The sequence below is a fragment of the Streptomyces cadmiisoli genome, from assembly GCF_003261055.1.
In the GTDB taxonomy this organism is placed as follows: Bacteria; Actinomycetota; Actinomycetes; order Streptomycetales; family Streptomycetaceae; genus Streptomyces; species Streptomyces cadmiisoli.
Window position 1 is genome coordinate 846,377 of the sequence record NZ_CP030074.1, and the last position, 18,407, is coordinate 864,783.

Annotated in this window: 13 protein-coding genes and 3 pseudogenes; 6 read left to right on the forward strand and 10 right to left on the reverse strand. The window is 69.2% G+C overall.

The window, feature by feature from the left end:
• Window positions 1-28 precede the first annotated feature (28 nt).
• Complete coding sequence (locus DN051_RS44120) at window positions 29-4,381, reverse strand: CHAT domain-containing protein (protein ID WP_162625224.1); 4,353 nt, start codon at window positions 4,379-4,381, stop codon at window positions 29-31.
• 106 nt (window positions 4,382-4,487) lie between these two features.
• Here DN051_RS44120 and DN051_RS44125 point away from each other — a divergent pair, with 106 nt between their 5' ends.
• Window positions 4,488-4,874: a hypothetical protein gene (locus DN051_RS44125; protein WP_112443312.1), complete on the forward strand. Its 387-nt coding sequence runs from the start codon at window positions 4,488-4,490 to the stop codon at window positions 4,872-4,874.
• A 5-nt stretch (window positions 4,875-4,879) separates the two neighbouring features.
• Window positions 4,880-5,698 (forward strand): hypothetical protein, encoded by an 819-nt coding sequence (locus DN051_RS44130; protein WP_112443313.1) that lies wholly within the window; start codon window positions 4,880-4,882, stop codon window positions 5,696-5,698.
• Window positions 5,699-5,983: 285 nt separating this feature from the next.
• Here the strand turns inward: DN051_RS44130 and DN051_RS48065 are convergent, their stop codons facing one another.
• The 5 genes and pseudogenes from DN051_RS48065 to DN051_RS44165 all read right to left on the reverse strand — a co-directional run bounded on the left by DN051_RS48065 (window position 5,984) and on the right by DN051_RS44165 (window position 10,442).
• Window positions 5,984-6,265 carry an HNH endonuclease gene (locus DN051_RS48065; RefSeq protein ID WP_425471827.1) on the reverse strand — a complete coding sequence of 94 codons (282 nt, stop codon included), beginning with the start codon at window positions 6,263-6,265 and terminating at the stop codon, window positions 5,984-5,986.
• Window positions 6,250-6,480 (reverse strand): annotated as a pseudogene (locus DN051_RS48070) (group II intron reverse transcriptase/maturase); the annotation flags it as partial. The gene DN051_RS48065 and the pseudogene DN051_RS48070, both read right to left, overlap by 16 nt.
• A gap of 393 nt (window positions 6,481-6,873) precedes the next feature.
• Complete coding sequence (locus tag DN051_RS44145) at window positions 6,874-7,845, reverse strand: SGNH/GDSL hydrolase family protein (protein WP_246041237.1); 972 nt, start codon at window positions 7,843-7,845, stop codon at window positions 6,874-6,876.
• A 1,018-nt stretch (window positions 7,846-8,863) separates the two neighbouring features.
• Window positions 8,864-9,187, reverse strand: a pseudogene (locus DN051_RS44155) (winged helix-turn-helix transcriptional regulator); the annotation flags it as partial.
• 877 nt (window positions 9,188-10,064) lie between these two features.
• A complete protein-coding gene (locus DN051_RS44165) occupies window positions 10,065-10,442 on the reverse strand; it encodes a nuclear transport factor 2 family protein (protein ID WP_112443315.1) in 378 nt (125 codons plus the stop codon).
• 222 nt (window positions 10,443-10,664) lie between these two features.
• Here DN051_RS44165 and DN051_RS47110 point away from each other — a divergent pair.
• Window positions 10,665-11,644, forward strand: a pseudogene (locus DN051_RS47110) (transposase); the annotation flags it as partial.
• Between the two features lie 218 nt (window positions 11,645-11,862).
• On the opposite strand, the gene DN051_RS44175 reads toward DN051_RS47110, so the two are convergent.
• From DN051_RS44175 to DN051_RS44190, 4 genes are all read right to left on the reverse strand, one after another.
• A complete protein-coding gene (locus DN051_RS44175) occupies window positions 11,863-12,801 on the reverse strand; it encodes an alpha/beta hydrolase (protein WP_199315036.1) in 939 nt (312 codons plus the stop codon).
• A 71-nt stretch (window positions 12,802-12,872) separates the two neighbouring features.
• The gene (locus DN051_RS44180) at window positions 12,873-13,805 is read right to left on the reverse strand and encodes an alpha/beta hydrolase (RefSeq protein WP_053763407.1); all 933 of its coding nucleotides are present in this window, start codon (window positions 13,803-13,805) and stop codon (window positions 12,873-12,875) included.
• 35 nt (window positions 13,806-13,840) lie between these two features.
• Window positions 13,841-14,611, reverse strand: a complete 771-nt coding sequence (locus DN051_RS44185; protein WP_112443317.1) for an SDR family oxidoreductase — start codon at window positions 14,609-14,611, stop codon at window positions 13,841-13,843.
• Window positions 14,612-14,636: 25 nt separating this feature from the next.
• The gene (locus tag DN051_RS44190) at window positions 14,637-15,608 is read right to left on the reverse strand and encodes an aldo/keto reductase (protein WP_053763405.1); all 972 of its coding nucleotides are present in this window, start codon (window positions 15,606-15,608) and stop codon (window positions 14,637-14,639) included.
• Window positions 15,609-16,023: 415 nt separating this feature from the next.
• On the opposite strand from DN051_RS44190, the gene DN051_RS44195 reads away from it, so the two are divergent.
• The 3 genes from DN051_RS44195 to DN051_RS47450 all read left to right on the forward strand — a co-directional run bounded on the left by DN051_RS44195 (window position 16,024) and on the right by DN051_RS47450 (window position 18,393).
• Window positions 16,024-16,917 (forward strand): helix-turn-helix domain-containing protein, encoded by an 894-nt coding sequence (locus DN051_RS44195; RefSeq protein ID WP_053763404.1) that lies wholly within the window; start codon window positions 16,024-16,026, stop codon window positions 16,915-16,917.
• A gap of 25 nt (window positions 16,918-16,942) precedes the next feature.
• A complete protein-coding gene (locus tag DN051_RS44200; protein ID WP_112443318.1) occupies window positions 16,943-17,818 on the forward strand; it encodes a helix-turn-helix domain-containing protein in 876 nt (291 codons plus the stop codon).
• Window positions 17,819-18,267: 449 nt separating this feature from the next.
• Window positions 18,268-18,393, forward strand: coding sequence for a hypothetical protein (locus DN051_RS47450; protein WP_281289077.1), 126 nt, complete (start codon window positions 18,268-18,270; stop codon window positions 18,391-18,393).
• The last annotated feature ends 14 nt before the right edge of the window (window positions 18,394-18,407 follow it).

Consider the following 18,407-nt stretch of genomic DNA (forward strand, 5'->3'; position numbering starts at 1 on the left):
GCCTGCCCCTGCGGATCGGCGGCTCGGTCTACGTCCCCGCGTGGACGTACGCCGCCCAGATGTGCGGCCGGTCCGGGATGCGGCGCCGTAGCTGTCGGACTGTGTCGTGCAGGGCGTGCGCGACGCCGACACTGTCGGCGGCCGTCGTACGCCGATAGAAGTCCCGCGTCATATGGTCCGCATGTGTGCTGTCAATCTCCCACAGCGTGCCGACCGCTGCCGGAAAGCCGGCCAGCAGGAACGAACTCGTCACGTGGATGGCTTCGTCCGTGAGGCGTTCGGTGGTGCGTGCGGTGCCGCAAGCCGCCAGAAAGGCGAGCTGTGCCGAGCGCGGGCGGGCCCGGCAGATGTCCAGGACCGAGACCGGCTCGCCGCTGGGCAGGTGCAGGAGGGCGCCGGAGGGTTCCGTCGGGTCGGTGGCCGCGTGGCAGCCGAAGTGCGCCCACGAGGCGTCGTGCAGTGCGGCGAGCACGGCCGCACGGGTGGCCTTCGGCCCGGTCAACGGTGCTGGTGCGCCTAGGAGTTCAGCCGCGTAATCGGCGGCCGCCGCGACTCCGGGGAGGTCGGCTTCGGGCGCGGCGACCAGCAGAACGCTGCCGTGGTCGGGTGTGCCGCGACTCCGGGCCCGGGCCCGGGCGTACGCCAGGGTCTGCAGGCCGGGCGCATACGACGACACCACGGTGTCGAGAGCGGCGCCGCACCCGCCTTCGGCGCAGTCGGGCGCCGTGCACTGGGCCGCATGCAGCGGCAGGGCGTTGAACGGGCCTGTGGGCACCCACCAGATGCGCGGCCACACGCCGTGGCGCGGGACGGGCTCCACCGCTCCGATGGACTCCAGCACAGGGTGCACGATCCTGTGCCAGGTCCACGCCAGAGTCTCGCGGACCTCTTTCCCCGCGACGACGAGCTGGAGGGGAGAGGGGCGAGAGGCGCCCTGCGCGTTGATGGCGTCCACGGCGTCGCGTAGTCGGCGGGCAGCGTTGGTGATCTCGTCCGGTTCGACTTCGAGCGGGCGGGCGGTGATCGACCGGGGGGTGACGACGAGGGCATGGCAAAAGTGCTTGCCGTGGTTGAGGACGACGATGGGGCCTTCGGCCGCGAGGGCCTTCGACTCCCCGGCGGTCAGTGGTTGGAGGAAGCCCTCGAACCCCGGTCGCGTGCGGATGCGCCGTACGAGGTCGTCGAGTTCGTTGGATGCGCGCAGGCCTGCCAGCCGGGCCCACTCGGCGCCCCCGGCGTCGGCCGTTTCGGGCCGCGCGTCGAGCTGATCGGTCAGCAGCTCGAACTCGTCCGCCAGCTCGGGATGGGCGGCGCGCAGGTCGCCGATGTCGACGCGGGCCTCGATGCGGCGGGCCAGCAGCAGACCTCGGCCGCGCTCCAGCAGTTCGGCGGCACGGTCGACATCTGGGCCCTCGACGGTACGGTCCAGGGCGGCGAGGTCGGCGAGGTCGGGCGGGGCCTGCCCGGTCTCGAGTGCCCGCAGGCCTTGGTTCAGGACATGCAGCCGGTCGACGACACGTGAGGCGGACTCGCGCAATTCGAGGCGGGAGAGGATCAGTGCCACGACCGTCCTGATGTCCCCCTCGAACGTTGACAGACCGTGCTCGGCGGACGCCTGGTCGCTGCCCCGGTCGGTGAGGGCGGCCATCGCCTCGACGGCCGCCTCGAGATGTGCCAGCGCCAAATCGACGCGCGGCTTCGCGCGGGCCAGCGCACCGGCCGCCGCACCGATCTCGCCGTGGGCGCGCATCGACACCGGGGTCGCGGGGCCGTCCCAGCCGCCGAACTCCGCGTGGCCGGCGAGGCGGGACCGGATGGGGTCGAGGAGGGCGGTGAGCGGACCGAACAGTCCTCCGCCGTCCGCTCGTGCCGCTGCGGGACCGGGCAGCTCCGTGCCGGGCACCTCCGTGCCGGACACTTCTGGAAGGCTGCCCCGGCCGATGAAGGCGAGGAACAGGCGTAACGTGCCGGCCATGTCGATCGGGAACCCGTGCTGCGTCACCTCCTCCAGGACGTGGCTCAGTCCCTCCGCCTCGGCGATCAGGGCCTGCACCCGCTCCGGTTCCGTGGCGCGGAGGGCGACAGCACGCTGCATGAGGGCCTGAGCGAGCGTCATCGTCACGAGGAACCGCATCGGGTGCCCGGCGGGGCATGCCTGGAAGGTCCGGCGGCACTGCTCGACCACCTCATCGGTGAGGTCGGGCCGTGGGCCGCCGCCCGGCCCCACGGTCTCGACGAGGTCGACGTACGCGTCGCCCATCAGGTCGTACCAGGCCCGTTCCTCGCCCGGTGTCACGGCACGCGTGATCTCCCGTATTCTCCGGGCGATCCGCCGGGCCCGTTCGAGCTGGGCCGGTTCATGGCCCAACAGGTAGTTCTGCAGGGCGTTGTGGAACTCGGTGCGCGCCGAGAGGAGTTCCCTGTCGGTCTCGGTTGCCACCATGCCGCCGTACGGGGCTGAATCCTCGGGTGTGAGCGGGCCGGGGTCGGGCGCCGAGGCGAGCAGGGCAGCCGCCTCGCGCGCGCCTTCCGCGTCGAAGGTGCCCGCCGACAGTGCGGTGAGGGCCTGGGCGAGGCTCTGGTCGAACTGGCCGGCCAGGTCGGGTGTGCGGGCGCGTGCGTAGCGCAGCAGCTCGACGATCTCTTCGAGTACGGCGGGATCGGGCTGCTCGGCGCTGCGGGCGGACAGAGCGCTGCCGAGCGCGCCCGCCAGGTACGGTCGTAGGAGGACGTCGTCCTCGTCCGTCGTCGCGAGCAGCTCCCGGATGGTCTCGATGTCGGAGTCCAGGTTCTCCGGAGCATCGAGACGGACGTCGTTCAGGCGTGACAACTGCGCCATCATCATGCGTAGTTCGTCGGGGAGCTCCTCACCCGGTACGTCGTGCCCGGTGGCCGCGATGACGGCGGCGGGCAGCGCCACATGAAACAGTTCGTTCCGCAGCAGGTCCGAAGCCGGGAATCCGGGCGGGGCGACGGCCAGGACCTCCTCGGTCAGCTCCCGGCACTCCGCGTCGAGCAGAGCGGCGCGGGCCGGCACACTGCTGCGCAGTGCCTCCGCCCGCATCCCGGTGAGCGCTGCCAGTACGGCGACGTAGGCGTGGCGGTTCGGGCGGTCCGCGGGGAGGGCGGCGAGAGCGGTGCGATAGCGGGCGATGTGCTCGTCGGAGGTGTCGTCGGGCGTGAATCCGGCGGCCAGGCCGACGACCTCGAGATCGATGTCGACCGTCCTGCCCTCGCGTGCGGCACTCTCCCGTACCCGCTCGACGAAGCGCTCGAGAAGCGGCACCAGCCGCTCCAGGTCGTCCGGGTCCTCACTGCGGCTCAGCCGCTGCAACTCCCGCTGATCGTCGAGTATGTCACGGTAGCTTTCGGCCAACTCGCCGCTGGAGTCAGTGAGGTCCATGGACTCCATGAAGGCATCCGTGTCCTCGCGCTCGCGCGCGAAGGCCGCGAGCGCCCGGCTCAGCGCGGCGGTCACCTGGCGGTGTGCGGGATGCCCGGCGGGGGTGGTCTCCAGGGCCGTACGCAGTCGTCGTACGGCGCAGGCGATACGGCCCGTGTCCTGCTCCGCGATGCCCGCCTCCGCGATGGCCGTGCCGACGACCAGGTCGCGTTCGCCGGGCCAGCTGACGGGGTGGATCTCCAGCATGCGCAGGAAACGCAGCCCTTCGGCAGCCTCCGGGGTCAGCGCGCCGTCGTGTGCGGAAGCCAGCCGTTCGACACGGGCGAGCCGGGGTGTGCCGAGCAGCCGGGCGGAGTCCACCACTGTGCGCAGGGTGGCCGCGGCGACGGCCCGCGCCTCCGCGGGGTCGAACAAGCCCGGGTCGACGGCGGCGAGCCGCTCGCACACCGCCCGCCCGTACCGGGCCGCGGCGGCCAGCCCGTCCGGGTCCGCCGCGAACTGGAAACGTGTGATGTGGAGGTCGTGGGCCTGGACGGCCAGCTCCAAGAACCCCACGTGGTCTTCGGGGTGGAAGCACTCGAACGCCATGTCCGACCAGGCCAGCGCGGCCTCCAGGGCGGCGGCCTGCCCGTCGCCTGCGGCACCGGCGTACGTCGAGCTCATCAGACACGCGAACCGCGCCTCGTGGGACGGGTCGGCGGAGTCGAAGCCTTCCCTCAGGGCTTCGGGGAACCCTGCGCCCTCGGGGACACGCGGGCACAGGTAGCCGAACGTCCCGAACACGACGGTCTGGTTCTGTGCCGCGTCGGGATCCTCCGCGCCCTGGTGCCGGGACCAGAAGGTCCAGAAGACGGCGGCGACCGAGTCGAGGTCGACCGGGTGCTCTGGAGACGGCGCGGCCTCACGCAGCAGAGCCAGCGCATCGGCCACGGCCTCCGGATCGCGCAGGCACGCGGGGTCACGGGTGTTCTGAGTCATGACAAGGCGTGCGACCACTTGTTTCCGAAGCTCGGACATCATTCCTTACATTAGTCTGACCAACAGTCAGGGGACAGTGTTTCTAGAGACGTTCGGGGAGGCCGACGTGGGGGACGGAGCGAAGGCGCGCAGGGTGTACGAGGGTGCCGTGGAGTATCTGTGCCGCCATGTCGAGGAGTTGCGCCCTCTGATCGCCCCCGCCGTCTGGGAATCGGCCTACCCGGTCGTACGGGATGCGGACCCGGCTGACACCGAGTGGCGGGATGCCGTACACGCACTGCACGATGCGGTCGAGGCGGCCGACATCCCGAACGGACTCGGGCTGCCGGCCATCATGGGTGTGGGCGACTGGCCCGACGCTCCCACACCGCGGTCGGTCGGCTGGGTCTGCCCCTCGAGCCGCTGCGCTCGGGTCGAACTGCGGGACGGAGCCGCCTCCCCGGCACCGGTCTGCACCCTGGGCGGAGGCCCCATGCGCCTGGTGGAGGGCTGACAGCGGTGGGGCTGCTGATCGAGCTGCAGAAACGCATACCCGACGGCTGGTTCCTACGGCGGCTGCTGCCCGCCGCACTGTTCGTTGTGGTCGCCGTCGTCGGTGGCGGGGAGCTGGGCCACACCCACTGGAACGACGCCTCCCTCGCGCGCGAGCGGATCGCCGATGCGCTTCGGACGGGCGGCGGTCTGTCCGCGGACGCCGTTGCCTCGCTCGTCCTCTTCGCGGTGCCGGTGGTGGGGGCCGCGTTCGCGCTGCCCTACATCGCGGCCGCGATTGGCGCGCTGGCCTCCGGGGCCTGGCCGTGGTGGCTGATGCCGGTGGGCCGACGGGTGACCGACTGGCGGGTACGGCGCTGGGTCGAGCCGGACACCCTGGCCAGGCAGTCCGTCCGGGCCCGTGCCGACGGCCACGCGCTGCGCGCCGACCGGCTCGACGCGCGGGCCGCCCGTGCCAGAGCCGTGGGCCGGCCCGAGTCACCGACCTGGTCGGGCGACCGCTTCCGCCTCACCGAGGCGAACGTCAGACAAGCCACCGGCGGCGACGTCACGACCGGCTGGACCGCACTCCTCCTCGGCGCCCAGGACCCGCCCCGCGCCGCGCTGGCCGATGCCCGCGACGCCTACGACGCAGCCTGCGAGGCCCTCGCCTGGAGCACGGCGTTCACGCTGCTCGGCGCCTGGTGGTGGCCCGCGGCCCCGGCCGGCGTCCTCCTCGGCCTGGCCTCATGGCGCTCACTGCGTCATGCGGTGCAGGCACTGTGCCGCACTACGGAGGCGGCGTTCACCCTGCGCGAGACGGAGCAGCTGCGCGCCCAGCCCTGAAACGGCCCTCTGCCACACCGACCAGTTGGGCCTTGCGGATTGGCGGAGTCGCTCGTCGATGTCGCGTATTGTCCGCCTCGGTTTGGATTCCTGTGACTGGCAGTCACCATCGCGCCCTGGTGACTGAGAATCCGCGATACTCGAAATGCGCAACTCTGTGCTGCGTCAGCCAGTCGGTTGGGGTCTGCCGCGCGGCGAGGTGCTCGCCGTGAGGGCGGCTCCGGTTCCGCGCGGCCTCCCGCCGAACCGGACATGACGGTTCCCAGTCATCCGGCTCTCGAGTGACTACTGCGTGAATGGTCTGGCTGGCCGTTCCGAGTGGATGCGGTCGCGGCACGTGCCGCAGGTCACGACGGTTTTGCGGCGCCGGTGGAGCATGACGCGCGCCCAGTCGGAAGGCTGCCATCCGGCATGTGCGAGGTCGGCGAGAGCGCGGACCTGGTGCACTGGCATGGTGTGGGCCCATTGGGTGTGTCGATTCTGGCCTTGTGCTTGGTGGCCATCTTCGACACGGATGAACGGTGCTTGGCGGCAGGAGTCTTGAGCATGGATGTCTCCATGACCCATTGCAGCCGGCGCAACCGGAATACACCTCCGGCAAGCAGGTAGTGCTGGACAACGCCCCGGTAAACGGTCCCGTAGGTCGCCACGATCGCGCGATCGCTGCTGTTGGTCAGGGCCGTCCTGTTCGCGGGTTCCCCGCGAGCGAGATGGGGTGCACATTTGCTTTTGATCACGTCCCGTGGACCATGGAGTCCGGCCGAGCTGTCCCGGCTTCGCATCGCCCGGGGCAAGCGCACCGCCGAGCGTGCATGGCTTACCGAGGTGTCGGCGGTCGTTCTGCGGCAGTCACTGCGGGACCTGGATGCTGCCTGCAAGTACTTCTTCGACTCGGTCGACGGCAGGCGGCAGGGGCCACACAGTCGGCCCTCCCCGGTACAAGTCGAAGAAGGACACCCGGCAGTCGATCTGCCTCAACGCCAACGATTTCTCCCTCCAAGGCGACGGCACGGTGTACGTGGCCAGGCAGGCAACCTCAAGGTCAATCCCAATCGTGCACCAGACCTGCCGCACGACGAAGCCCCAGATCGATGACATGGGGCTTCGTTGAGCGGCCATGACGGGAAGCGGACCCCCTTGGTGGAAGTGTGGGCCCGTTTCTCAGCCGGGGGCCTCTACCGGTTGAGGATCTGCTCAACCTTGTCGGCCACGTGCTCCGCCTGGATGTCGCGGCCCTTGTCATTGGGGTGCGCGTACCCGGGGAGCCTGTAGTCGCCGATCTCGATCTGGGAGTTCTCCAGCAGTCCGCCGATGCCCCGGTCGGCGCCGCCTTCGGCGTCAGCGGCAGCCTTCTTCATGACGTCGTTCAGCCGCTTCTGGATCTGGTCCAGGACCGGCAGGGCATCCTGCGGGATGTCGGCGAGCGGCAGCTCCGTCTGACCGGGCGCCGGGGTCAGGCACTTGGCGGTGTCCGCAGGGATGAGTCTGGGGTAGCCGACCAGGACGGGCTTCGCGTCGGGGGCGAAGTAGTGGATGCGGTCCAGCAATTCCTCCAGGTCCCATCCGACACGCTCGAACTGGTCGTCCAGCCATTGTTTTCCGTCGCCCGATTCGAAGAACTCGCGGCAGCTCGCGGCCGGTTGGTCCCCGTCCACCGGCTCTCCGGGCAGCAGAGCGTGCTGCTGGCCGCGGAGGCTGTCGGAACACTGCTTCAGGACGCGGGTGAAGCCCAGCGTGTTACCGCCCATGCTGCCCACGGCCAGCTGGGTGTCCTGCTTGAGCGCGTCCTGCTGCTTCGGGACATTCAGGCCCGTACCGGGCAGCAGTTCCTGTTCTTCCCAGAAGTGCTGGACGAGAGCGCCTCCGCAGGAGACGTCCGACTGGACGTCGAGCGTGATGCCCTTGTCCGCGAGGCGCCGGGTGGCGACGGCGGGATAGTTCTCCTTCGCCTGGAAACAGAGGTCCCTGCTGCCATCCTGGTTGTACGGTGCGATGCCGAAGCCGGCGGTGTACGAGTCGCCGAAGAAGACGGCCGGTACGGTGTCGGCAGGCGCCGCGCCGGCGCCGTTCGCATGGCCGGCGAGCGCCAGGCAACTGCCCAACGCGACCGCCGCGGCGGCCAACCGCCGCACCCTCGGAGCTCTCATCGTCTTACGCATGACCGAAGACATGGCTGTGCCCTTTCGTCGAGGCCCACGAGGAGTACCGAGCGGGCCGACACTCTACGTATTCAGTCATGTGCACAGCGTGGTTCCCTCAGGGTGTGCGAACCACGCGCGGGCGTTCTTGGACAGCCCCTGCACTTATGTCCATTGCGCCTGTTCAGCGGGGATGTCAGGCAGGCAGGGCCGACGAGTCCGGACGTGATCACAACCCGAAGGAGAAGCAGCCCGCCCGACAGCCGCACAGGTCCGGCGGCGTGGCCGTGCACTCAAAGGGCAAGGACGCCCGGCAAGCAGCCGGCCATGTCGCACACATGAGCGGCCACGGAAGATCAGTTCCGAGACCGCCACGAGGGCCTCTGCATACTTGGCCGAAAGCCTGCCTGAAAGGGCCCAGGTCAGCGGCGTGGGTGGGAGGCGCCGGCGAACAGGTCACTCCCACCCCCGAACACCGGGCGATGAGATTCAGGGAGCCTCATCAACGACGGACGTCCGGGATCAGGAGTCGTGGATCCCGCAGTCGACCGCACCTGCCGCAGTGCGGCGAGAGTACGAATGCCATCGGCGGGTTGCTGGTAGCGCGGGACACTGCTCCCCGTGAGGGCCCTGCCCGTCGCGCGCCGAAACCGGGACTCGCCGCTGCGGTGGACGCCGTAGGGCTTCGACTGTTTCGCGGGCGCTTCAAGCTTGCGGGACACGGCGCCCGTGCGTAGTTCCTGCAGAACCGGGATGTGGTCGTAGAGAGTGCCCGGCGAGACGCCCAGCAGCTTGGCGATCGAGGTGGCTGCCGCTCCGGCTTCCGCCCGCCTGTCGAGACCCGGGCGTACCCGATTGTGATCTCTGCGCGGACAACCGGCTCGGCGACAAGGTGGTCCGCTTCGGGGGCGGTCATGACCCCGAATCATGTAACAAAAAGGGGGTGACCCGGGTTGTTCAAGCGACCCAGGTTTTGAAGGTGCCGCAGGGGCCGAGCGGCCCTGCAAGGCACTCATCGGAAATCGTCCTGTGGGTCGAGGTGCCGGTTGCCCCAGGCGGCCAAGGCGACGATCACGGGGCGCAGGGAGTACCCGCGCTCGGTGAGGACGTACTCGTGACGGACAGGGTTCGCCTGGTAGGGGCGCCGTTCCAGCAGGCCGTCGGCGACCAGGGCCTTCAGTCGCGCGGTGAGCATGCTGGTGGAAATGCCCAGGCTCTGCTGGAACTGATCGAAGCGCGTATAGCCGTCGAAGGCGTCGTGGAGGATCAGCAGCGTCCACCACTCGCCGACGTGCTGCACCGTGGTCGACAGCGGACACTCTCGATCCTCCAGCCGGATCCGGCTCGACACCCCACCGGCTCGTTCTGGGCACGGCCGGCTACGACGCCGTCCACGGCCAGTTGGACAGCATGATCGAAGAGTTGCGCGCCCACGAAGCCGCCTCACGCGGCGCGGACTTCCCTCCTGCCGCATAGCCATGGCTCACCGAGCGGGCCGTACGCCGACACGCCGCAGGATGTGCTCCGCTCAAGCGCCAGAACAGAACTCCTCCTCAGCATGGCGTGCGGGGCGCGGAAGGGGCGCAGGACTTGGTCGGCGCCGCCGGCCTCGATATCGAGGCCGGCGGCCCCGGAAGTCGATCAGGCATCTCGGTCTCGATGGGCCGGTCCTTGCGTGGAATAGGTCGGGCGATCAAGCCCACTGCCAGTCGAACAGTGAACCGCTCCGGGTCTGTTGGAGACTCTGACTGTGCGACATTCCGTGAGTTGCCCTGAGCCCCGTTGAGTCCTCAATCCCGTGACCAGGAGGTTCGCCCTTTCTCCGGTGCCTCTTCCTGGCCTGACGGAACTTCGCGATTTCTGAAGCGTCCTCACTGTGTCCGACTGATCCAGGGACGGCGACATGCCCGCCCATCATCGGAGGGTCATGGCCCGCCGGAGCCTGAAGCGGCCCCAGGAACTCCGGGACGCTGTGTGTCCGGTGAACCGTCGGCCGGAGCAAGTGACAGCCTGGACCCGCTGCTCCATCGTCGACCAGGGCGGAGCGCTGTCGCGGCGCGAGATGGCGGTAGGGCCGGGGGTGCGTGGCATGGCGTCGGGTGTGAATGAAGCGAGGCGCCGAGACCACGACCAGCCGCAGCCCAGGGTTACCGTCCTTGCCCCTGCAGGGCACCGCAAGGACTGGCAGCCGGCTCACGACAGACGCACGGACGGTCAACGCGAGCGGCCTACATCCGCTGTACGTACGCAGCCCGCCATTCCGGCGACGGGTCCGTACCCAGCTCGGTCCAGTACTCCCGCCCGCGTACGATCTTGCCGTCCCGAACGGTCCAGAACGATGCCACGCGGTGGACCCCCATGGCGTCGTGCGGGACCTCCACTTCAGAGACCACTGCCTCGCCGTCCGCCACGATCCGCAGCACCCGAATCGACCACCCCTCCGGATACTCCGCGTTGATGCTCACGAAGTTGCCGCGACCCACGATCCTCTCGCCGCTCACGGGCCACTCGACCACCAGGTCATCGGCCAGCAACTCACCCAGGCCTTCCCAGTCCCGGGCCTGCATACGGTCCCACAACGCTTCAACGATCTTCGAAGACTCCATGGCCGCATCCTGACAGGCAGGCCCCACCGGCAACACCCGGTCCGTGATGCCGCATAGCCGCAGGCGACAGCAACGAAGAGGGGAGTGTCCAATAGGCGGGTCTGGCCCGGAGTCGGTGGTGACGGCCAGTAGCCATCAGCGATCATGATCTTGTGGTGTAGGTCAACTCGCCGGTGAAAAAGGTGTCTTCGGGATTGCCGGCATTCCAGGCAGATCGACGAGGTGGCGCGGGAGTTGTGCGGTCGGGCGGCCGCACGACTCTCCGGTCGGCTGGCCGTGCCGGTCTCCCGTACCACCAAGCTCAGGTGGCTGTGACGCCTGCCGACCCCGAAGCACCGGTCCCCGCGGTGATCGGAGTGGATGACTTCGCGCTGCGTCGCCGCCACCACTACGCCACGATCATCACCGATGCCGTCACCGGCCGGCGCGTCGAGGTCCTGCCCGGCCGGGACGCCGGTCCCCTCGAAGCCTGGCTCCGCGGACATCCCGGCATCACGACGGTTTGCCGGGACGGCTCAGCCACCTACGCCGAAGCCATCCACCGCACCCTGCCCGATGCGGTGCAGGTCAGCGACCGCCGGCATGTGTGGCGCAACCTGTGCGACAAGGTCCGGCTCGAAATCCGTGCCCACGCCGACTGCTGAGCGCGGTCCTCAACCCGCCGCTGCCCGGCGGAGTAGGCGAGCAGACCCCCGTGAACGCTGGAACAAGATCCACACCCTGCTCGGCCAGGGCGTCGGGCTGCTGGACTGCTCCCGCCGCCTGGGCCTGGCGCTGAATACTGCTGAGCGCGGCGCCCGCATGCCCGAGCCCACGGGCCTGCGCATCGCACCGGCCTACCGGCCCACTCTTGTTGACGCCTACCGCGAGCACCTGCGTCGACGCCGCGCCGAGGGGCCGGGCGGCCCTGTCCTTTACTTCTTCCACGGGATCAAGTCACTCGGATACACCAGCAGCCTCAACGGCTCGCATAAATACCTCAACCAGGGCCGCGCCGACGGCGACCGGCCCGTCACCACTCCGCGCCGCGCCGTGCGGCTCCTCCTCACCGACCCGGACCACCTGCCCCGAAACAGACCGTCCTGCTGGAGAAGATCACCGCAGCCTGCCCGGAGATGACCGAACTCGCCAACCTTGTAGGCGACTTCGCGGCCCTGTTCACACCGGTCCGGGGCAACGACGTGAAGCTCACCGGGTGGATCAACAGGTCGTGGAGCGGTTCGAGGGGGGACACCGGCCGACGCAGTATGAGTGACTCGGGCACGCTGCTCATGATCCGTGGTCTCCTACGTCTGCTCCGGGCGGGGGCCTGTCGGCGTCGGTCCGGGGCCGGTTGCGGTGGCCGGACATGCATGCCCGGCCACCGCAACGACACAAACGGCCCGCCCAGCCGACGGTTGTTCGGCTGGGCGGGGCGGCGTCACGGGCCGAGGTGCTTCTTGTAGAACGGGATCAGGTGATCCAGGGCGATCTTGACCGGTTCGGGCTGGTCGTACAGGTCGTAGTGGGAGAAGCCTTCCGCCACGACCAGTTCCTTGTCCTGTGATGCCGCGCGGCGGTAGATCTCCAGGCCGTCCCGGTAGGCGCCGAACGCACCGGGCTTGTCTCCGACCACTACGCACAGCGGCCGCGTCAGGAGCACCTCGGCGCGGTGGAAGGCGTCCCAGCCGATCGCGGAAGCCTGCCGGGAGAACAGTCCCTCGGTACGGCCATTGGGCTTCTCGCCGCGCTCGGTGCGGTAGTACGCGGTGGCCTCGGACAGGTCGAGTTCGGTCAGACCCTGCTCCTTGGCGGCCTCGGGAGACGCCGGCAGGTACTGGGTGACCCGCCGCTCTTCTCCCCTTGCCTCGGCCGTGCGCTGCTCGGCCACGGCGTCGAGGGCGCCGATGGGGTCGTAGCCGCTGAAGGACTCGTGCATGAGGCGCCCGAAGTTCACGCCTGTGACGCTGCCGACGGCCTTGATGCGGCGGTCGGTCATGGCGGCGTTGATGGAGTAACCTCCGCCACCGCACACGCCGATGACCCCGATGCGGTCGGCGGCGACATAGGGCAGCGTCACCAGGTGGTCGATGACGTAGCTGATGTCCTGGGCCCGGAACACCGGGTCCTCGGTCGACCGCGGTTCACCGCCGCTTGCGCCCTGGAAGCTGGCGTCGAAGGCGATGACGACGAATCCTTCGTCCGCCAGCGCCGTTCCGTATACGTTGCCGGCGGTCTGTTCCTTGCACGAGCCGATGGGGTGAACGCTGACGATGGCGGGGTAGGTCCGGCTCTCGTCGAAGCCGGGCGGGAGGTAGATGTCAGCGGCCAGGTCCCAGGCGAGTGCCTTGACCGCGACGTGCTTGATGTTGTCGGTCATGGGTGCAACTCCTTGTCAGTGAAGCGGGTCGCGGCCAGTGGCTCGGGCGGGGCCGTGCGTCCCACAGGTGATCAGTCGTTGTCGGCGGGCTCGCCCGTCAGGTGCTCCCGGAAGAACGGGGCGGCCTGGGCGATGGCGCGGTCGACGTACTCGGGCACGTCGTAGAAGCTCATGTGCCTGCCGCCCTCGACGACCTGGAGCTGCTTGGGGCTGCGGACCCGGCCGTGCAGTTCGGTGGACATCCACAGCGACCCGGCCTCGCTGCCGGCCACGATGAGGATCGGCTGGGTGAGGAGGTCCTCGACCATGTGGAAGGCGTCGAAGGTGAAGATCCGCGAGACGCTCTTGGTGAACAGGAACTTGTTCTTGGCGTTGGGGTGCTGGGCGCGCGGGGTGAGGTAGTAGTCGCCGGCCTCGGCCAGGTCGCGCGGGGTGTTCTCGTCCGGCTCCGGCGGGACGTAGGGCAGGTAGGCCGGGTCGGCGCCCTTCGTGGCCTCGGCGGTCCGCTGCTCGGCGAGTGCCCTGAGGGTGGGCACGGCGGCCGCGTCGGAGTCGGTGCCGTACCAGCCGCGGCGGAAGGAGGTGCCGATGTTGACGGCGCTCACGGTGGTGAGGGCCTTGATCCGGTAGTCGGTCATGGCGGCGTTGACGCTGTATCCGCCGCCGGCGCAGACGCCCAGGGTGCCGATGCGCTCCGGGTCGACGTAGTCGAGGGACTGGATGTAGTCGACGGCGGCGCGGACGTCCTCGACGCGGGCGTAAGGGTCTTCCAGGTGGTGGGGCTCGCCGCCGCTGTCGCCCTGGAAGGAGGCGTCGAAGGCGAGCGCCACGAAGCCCTGCTCGGCGAGCTTGCTCGCGTACAGGCCGGCGGCCTGTTCCTTCACGCCGCCACCGGGGTGGACGACGACGATGGCCGCGTGACGGGTGTCCGGGGCGAAGCCGTCGGGCAGGTAGAGGTTGCCCGCCATGGTGATCGGGCCGTTGGGGAAGGTGATGGTTTCCATTGTCTGTTCCTGTTGTGTGTCGGTGCGGTGCGGTTTCAGTGGGTGCGCAGGTGCGCGAGGTCGTCCCTGACGTGGGCCGGTTCGGCGTCCAGGGGCAGGTTGGCGGCGTCCTTGACGGCGTCGAGGGCACCGGAGGCGTCCGGCTGGGCCTTGGCGAACAGGGCGGTGAAGTCCTTGGTGGCCCGTCCGGGCCCGGAGAAGACCTCGAAGGTCTTGCCGACGGCCGCGTCGTCCAGCAGCGCCTCGACCAGGAGGCCGCCGAGGGCCTCGCGGCTCACTCCGTCTTCGCCCGTGTCGCCCTGCTCGATCCGCAGCTGCGCTCCGCCCTCGCCGGCATCCAGCCAGCCGGGGCGCACGATCGTGTACGGGGCGCCGCTGAGCCGTACGAGCCGCTCGGAGCGGCGCTTCCAGTCCAGGGCGTGACCGCCGTCGTTGAAGGAATGGCTGCGGCGGGTGACGAAGATGGTCGTCTGCAGGACGATCCGGGTCCGGCGCTCCCCGAGCGCACGCAGGACGTTCGAGACGCCGCCGTAGTCGATGCGTTCGAAGGACTCGGGGCGGGCGTCGTCGTCCGATCCGTGGACGAAGATCACCGCGTCGATGTCCTGGACCGCCGCTGTGAGGGTGTCCGGTGCCGTGAGGTCGCCGACGACGATCTCGGTGTCAGGCGGCAGTGCCTTGCGGGCATGGGATGCGCTGCGGGCGAGGGCCACGGCGGTCAGACCGCGGGCGGTCGCCGCGGCGACGACGTGCTGCCCGGTGCGGCCGGTGGCCCCGACGACGAGGACACGATCGATAGAGGGCATGAGGGGGTTCAGCTCCTTTTCCGGCTCAGGAGTCGATGACGGCCATTCCGGCTTCGTCGTGACGCTCTCCGGAGGCCGGGGTCAGGTTGTTGAGCCGGTCGATCTGTTCGCCGGTGAGTTCGACGCGGTCAGCGGCGGTGTTCTCCTCGACGCGCGAGACCCGCTTGGTGCCGGGGATGGGGGCGATGTCATCACCCTGGGCGAGGAGCCAGGCCAGAGCGACCTGTGCCGGTGTCGCGCCCGCTTCCGCCGCGACGGCCTCGACCTCGTCGACGATCCGCAGATTGCGCTGGAAGTTCTCGCCGATGAAGCGCGGATTGATCCTGCGCCAGTCGTCCTCGGCGAAATCCTGGGTGGACCGGATCTTCCCGGTGAGGAAGCCGTGGCCGAGAGGCGAGTAGGGGACGAAGCCGATGCCCAGCTCACGCAGCAGGGGCAGCAGCTCGGCCTCGGGGTCGCGAGTCCACAGGGAGTACTCCGTCTGCAGGGCGGCGACGGGATGCACGAGGTGGGCGCGGCGGATCGTCGCCGGGCCGGCCTCGGACAGGCCGATATGGCGGATCTTGCCCTCGGCGACGAGATCGGCCAGGGCGCCGACCGTCTCCTCGATCGGGGTGTCCGGGTCGACCCGGTGCTGGTAGTACAGATCGATGTAGTCGGTGCCCAGACGGCGCAGCGAGCCTTCGACAGCGGTGCGGATGCTGGCCGGGCTGCTGTCCAGCCCCGGGCGGCCGGTGTAGGAGATGCCGCCGAACTTCGTCGCCAGCACGACCTGGTCCCGGCGGTCCTTCACGGCTCGGCCGACGAGTTCCTCATTGGTGTACGGGCCGTAGATCTCCGCGGTGTCGATGTGGGTGACACCCAGGTCGAGCGCGCGGTGGATGGCGCGGACGGCCTCGGCGTCGTCACTGCCGGCACCGGTGTAGTAGGCGGACATCGACATGGCGCCGAGGCCGACGCGCGAGACGTCGAGTCCGCCGAGACTGATGTGCTTCATGAGGAGGATGGCTCCGTTTTCTCTGTTGATTCAAAGCCGGTAGTGGCCGTGAGCGGAGGATGTGTCCGACCCACGGTCGGGACAGACCCGAGCCGAAAGGTTCCCGGTGAAGAACTCCGCCGGTCGGGGGCGAGCCGACATCCTGTACTGGTCCTTGTCGTGCAAGGCCATATGGGCGGGGCCCCGAGACGGCATCGTGGCGCCTGCTCGATTCCGTCGGATACGGAAGTTCTCGGTTCCGAATTGTTAGACGCCGGCGAGCATTCGCCTCGCCGTCTTTCTTCTCTTGGCCACAGGACGACACTCGCACGCGCCATGCGCCTCCACCAGAGGAGACTTTCATCCGGGGAGGAATCCATCCAGGGATAAAAGTGTCCCTGCCACTCCAGTTGCCTTCCGGGTAACACTGGAGACCATGACCAGTAGTGCACGCCCCGATGAACTGGGGGCCTTCTTGAAGGCACGCCGGGCCGATCTGAGCCCACGATCGGCCGGCCTCCCCGAGAGCGGAGGCCGCCGCCGTGTCCCGGGGCTGCGCCGCGAGGAGGTCGCCGCCCTGGCCGTGATCAGTACGGACTACTACACCCGCTTGGAACAGGGCCGCATGCAGGCATCGGCTCCGGTGCTGAACACACTGGCGCGAGTCCTGCACCTGGACGACGACCAGCGCACCTACATGTTCCAGCTCGCCGGGCGCCCCTCGGGCAAGCCGGCACGCCGCTCCGCCCAGAAAGCACAACCCCGGCTGCAGCGTCTGCTCGACGACCTGGCCACGACCCCGGGAATCATTCTCGGCCGACGCATGGACATTCTCGCGTGGAATCCACTCGCGACAGCCCTTGTCACCGATTTCTCACACATTCCGGAGAAGCGTCGGAACTATATACACCTGGTTTTCACCGACCCGAAAATGCGGGAGCTGTACGCCGACTGGAAGAACGTCGCCCACACCTGTGTGGCACAGCTGCGCATGGAAGCGGCCCGCGACCCGGACAACCCGCGCCTCACCACACTCGTCGGCGAGCTGTCGGTCCAGGACGCCGATTTCCGCCGGTGGTGGGCCGACCATCACGTAGCAGTGCGAGGAGTCGGCACGAAGACACTCAGGCACCCGGTCGTCGGCGAGCTGACCCTCGACTGGGACACCCTCGCCTCCACCACCGACACCGATCAACAACTCGTGGTCTGGTCCGCCGAACCCGGCTCCCCGTCCCACGACGCGCTGCGCATCCTCGCCTCCTGGGCCAACGCCACGACCGCGGCCACCACCGGGACCAGCGCCGACACCGGCCGCTCGCTACCCGGCTGACCTGAGCCGCTGCCACACTGGAACCATGAGCAGCGGCAACGCCGACCAGAAGGAACTGGGCACATTCCTCAAGGCGCGCCGGGCCGAGCTGGATCCCCTCCAGGTAGGGCTGCCGGACACCGGACCCCGGCGGAGGGTGGCGGGCCTGCGCCGCGAGGAGGTCGCCCAGCTGGCCGCCATCAGCACCGACTACTACACCCGTGTCGAACAGGGCCGCATGCAGGCATCCGTCCCTGTCCTGGAGGCGATCGTCCGGGCCCTGCGCCTCACCGACGACCAGCGCTCCTACCTGTTCGAGATTGCCGGCCGTCCACCGATCGAAGCGCCTGTCCGACCGGACCGAGGTGTCACCCCGCACACTCGCAGGCTCCTCGACCAGCTGACCGGATCACCCGCCCTGGTCCTGTCCGACACCATGGACGTGCTGGCCTGGAACCGGCTCGCCGCAGCCCTCCTCATCGACTTCGGACAAGTCACCGAAGAAGACCGCAACTACGTCTGGCTACTGTTCAACGACCCCGTCCTGCGTGCCCTGTACGACGACTGGGAGACCGGCGCACACGCATGCGTGGCCTACCTCCGTATGCACACCGCCCGTCGCCCGGACGACCCCCGCCTCCAGCGTCTCCTGGCCAGGATGAGGCCCCACACCGACTTCCGGAACTGGTGGCAGACACGTGAGGTCGCCGTCCAGGGCACCGGCAACAAGGTGTTCCACCACCCCACCGCCGGCACGCTCACCCTCGACTGGGACACCCTCACCAGCTCGACCGCCCCCGACCAGCACATCGTCGTGTGGACCGCCCAGCCGGGCAGCACCTCGGAGAAGGGGCTCCAGCGTCTGGCTGCAGCCGCATACGAGGCAGATCTACCGCCGGCAGTTGTGAACACCCGCAGTTGATCCGCCACGCAGCGCCGCGGAGGACCTCGAAGAGCAGTGTCCCGAGTCGCAGCCGGCTGTGTCGGCGTGCAGCGTTGTCCACCACGTCGGTCCGCTTGGCAGCCGTCCCGCCCGCGACGGTCCAGCGGCTGGTGGGCGGCCGTGTCGGCCGCAGTGCCGCGGAACCGGCCCGGGGCACCGACCTCCGCCCCGTTGTCCTCCGTGCCCTGTTGCCGGCCGCGACCGTTCGTCACACGGCGATTCCGTGCTCGGCGCCATTGACCTGGCCCTTTTCGCGTGGCGGACGGCGTCTTCGAGTTTCCCGCGGTGGGACGGCAGGCGCCTGAGTTCAGGGGCCATGAGAACTCGCCCCATGGCGGCTCTCGCGCAAAGCCGCTACGCCGACCTCGCAGCCTGGCAGCTCCCGTGTCCTCCGGACTTGGGCACCCCCTCCCTGTTTGATCGTGCGTATGACGAAGACCCGCGAGGTGGGGCTGGCGGCAAGTGTCGTGCTGGGGATCGCGGTGATACGGGGAACGTCCGCGTGCGGACCTTCAGCCCGCACCTCGCTGACCAGGCACAACACCACCGCCTAGAGAAACGCCCTTCA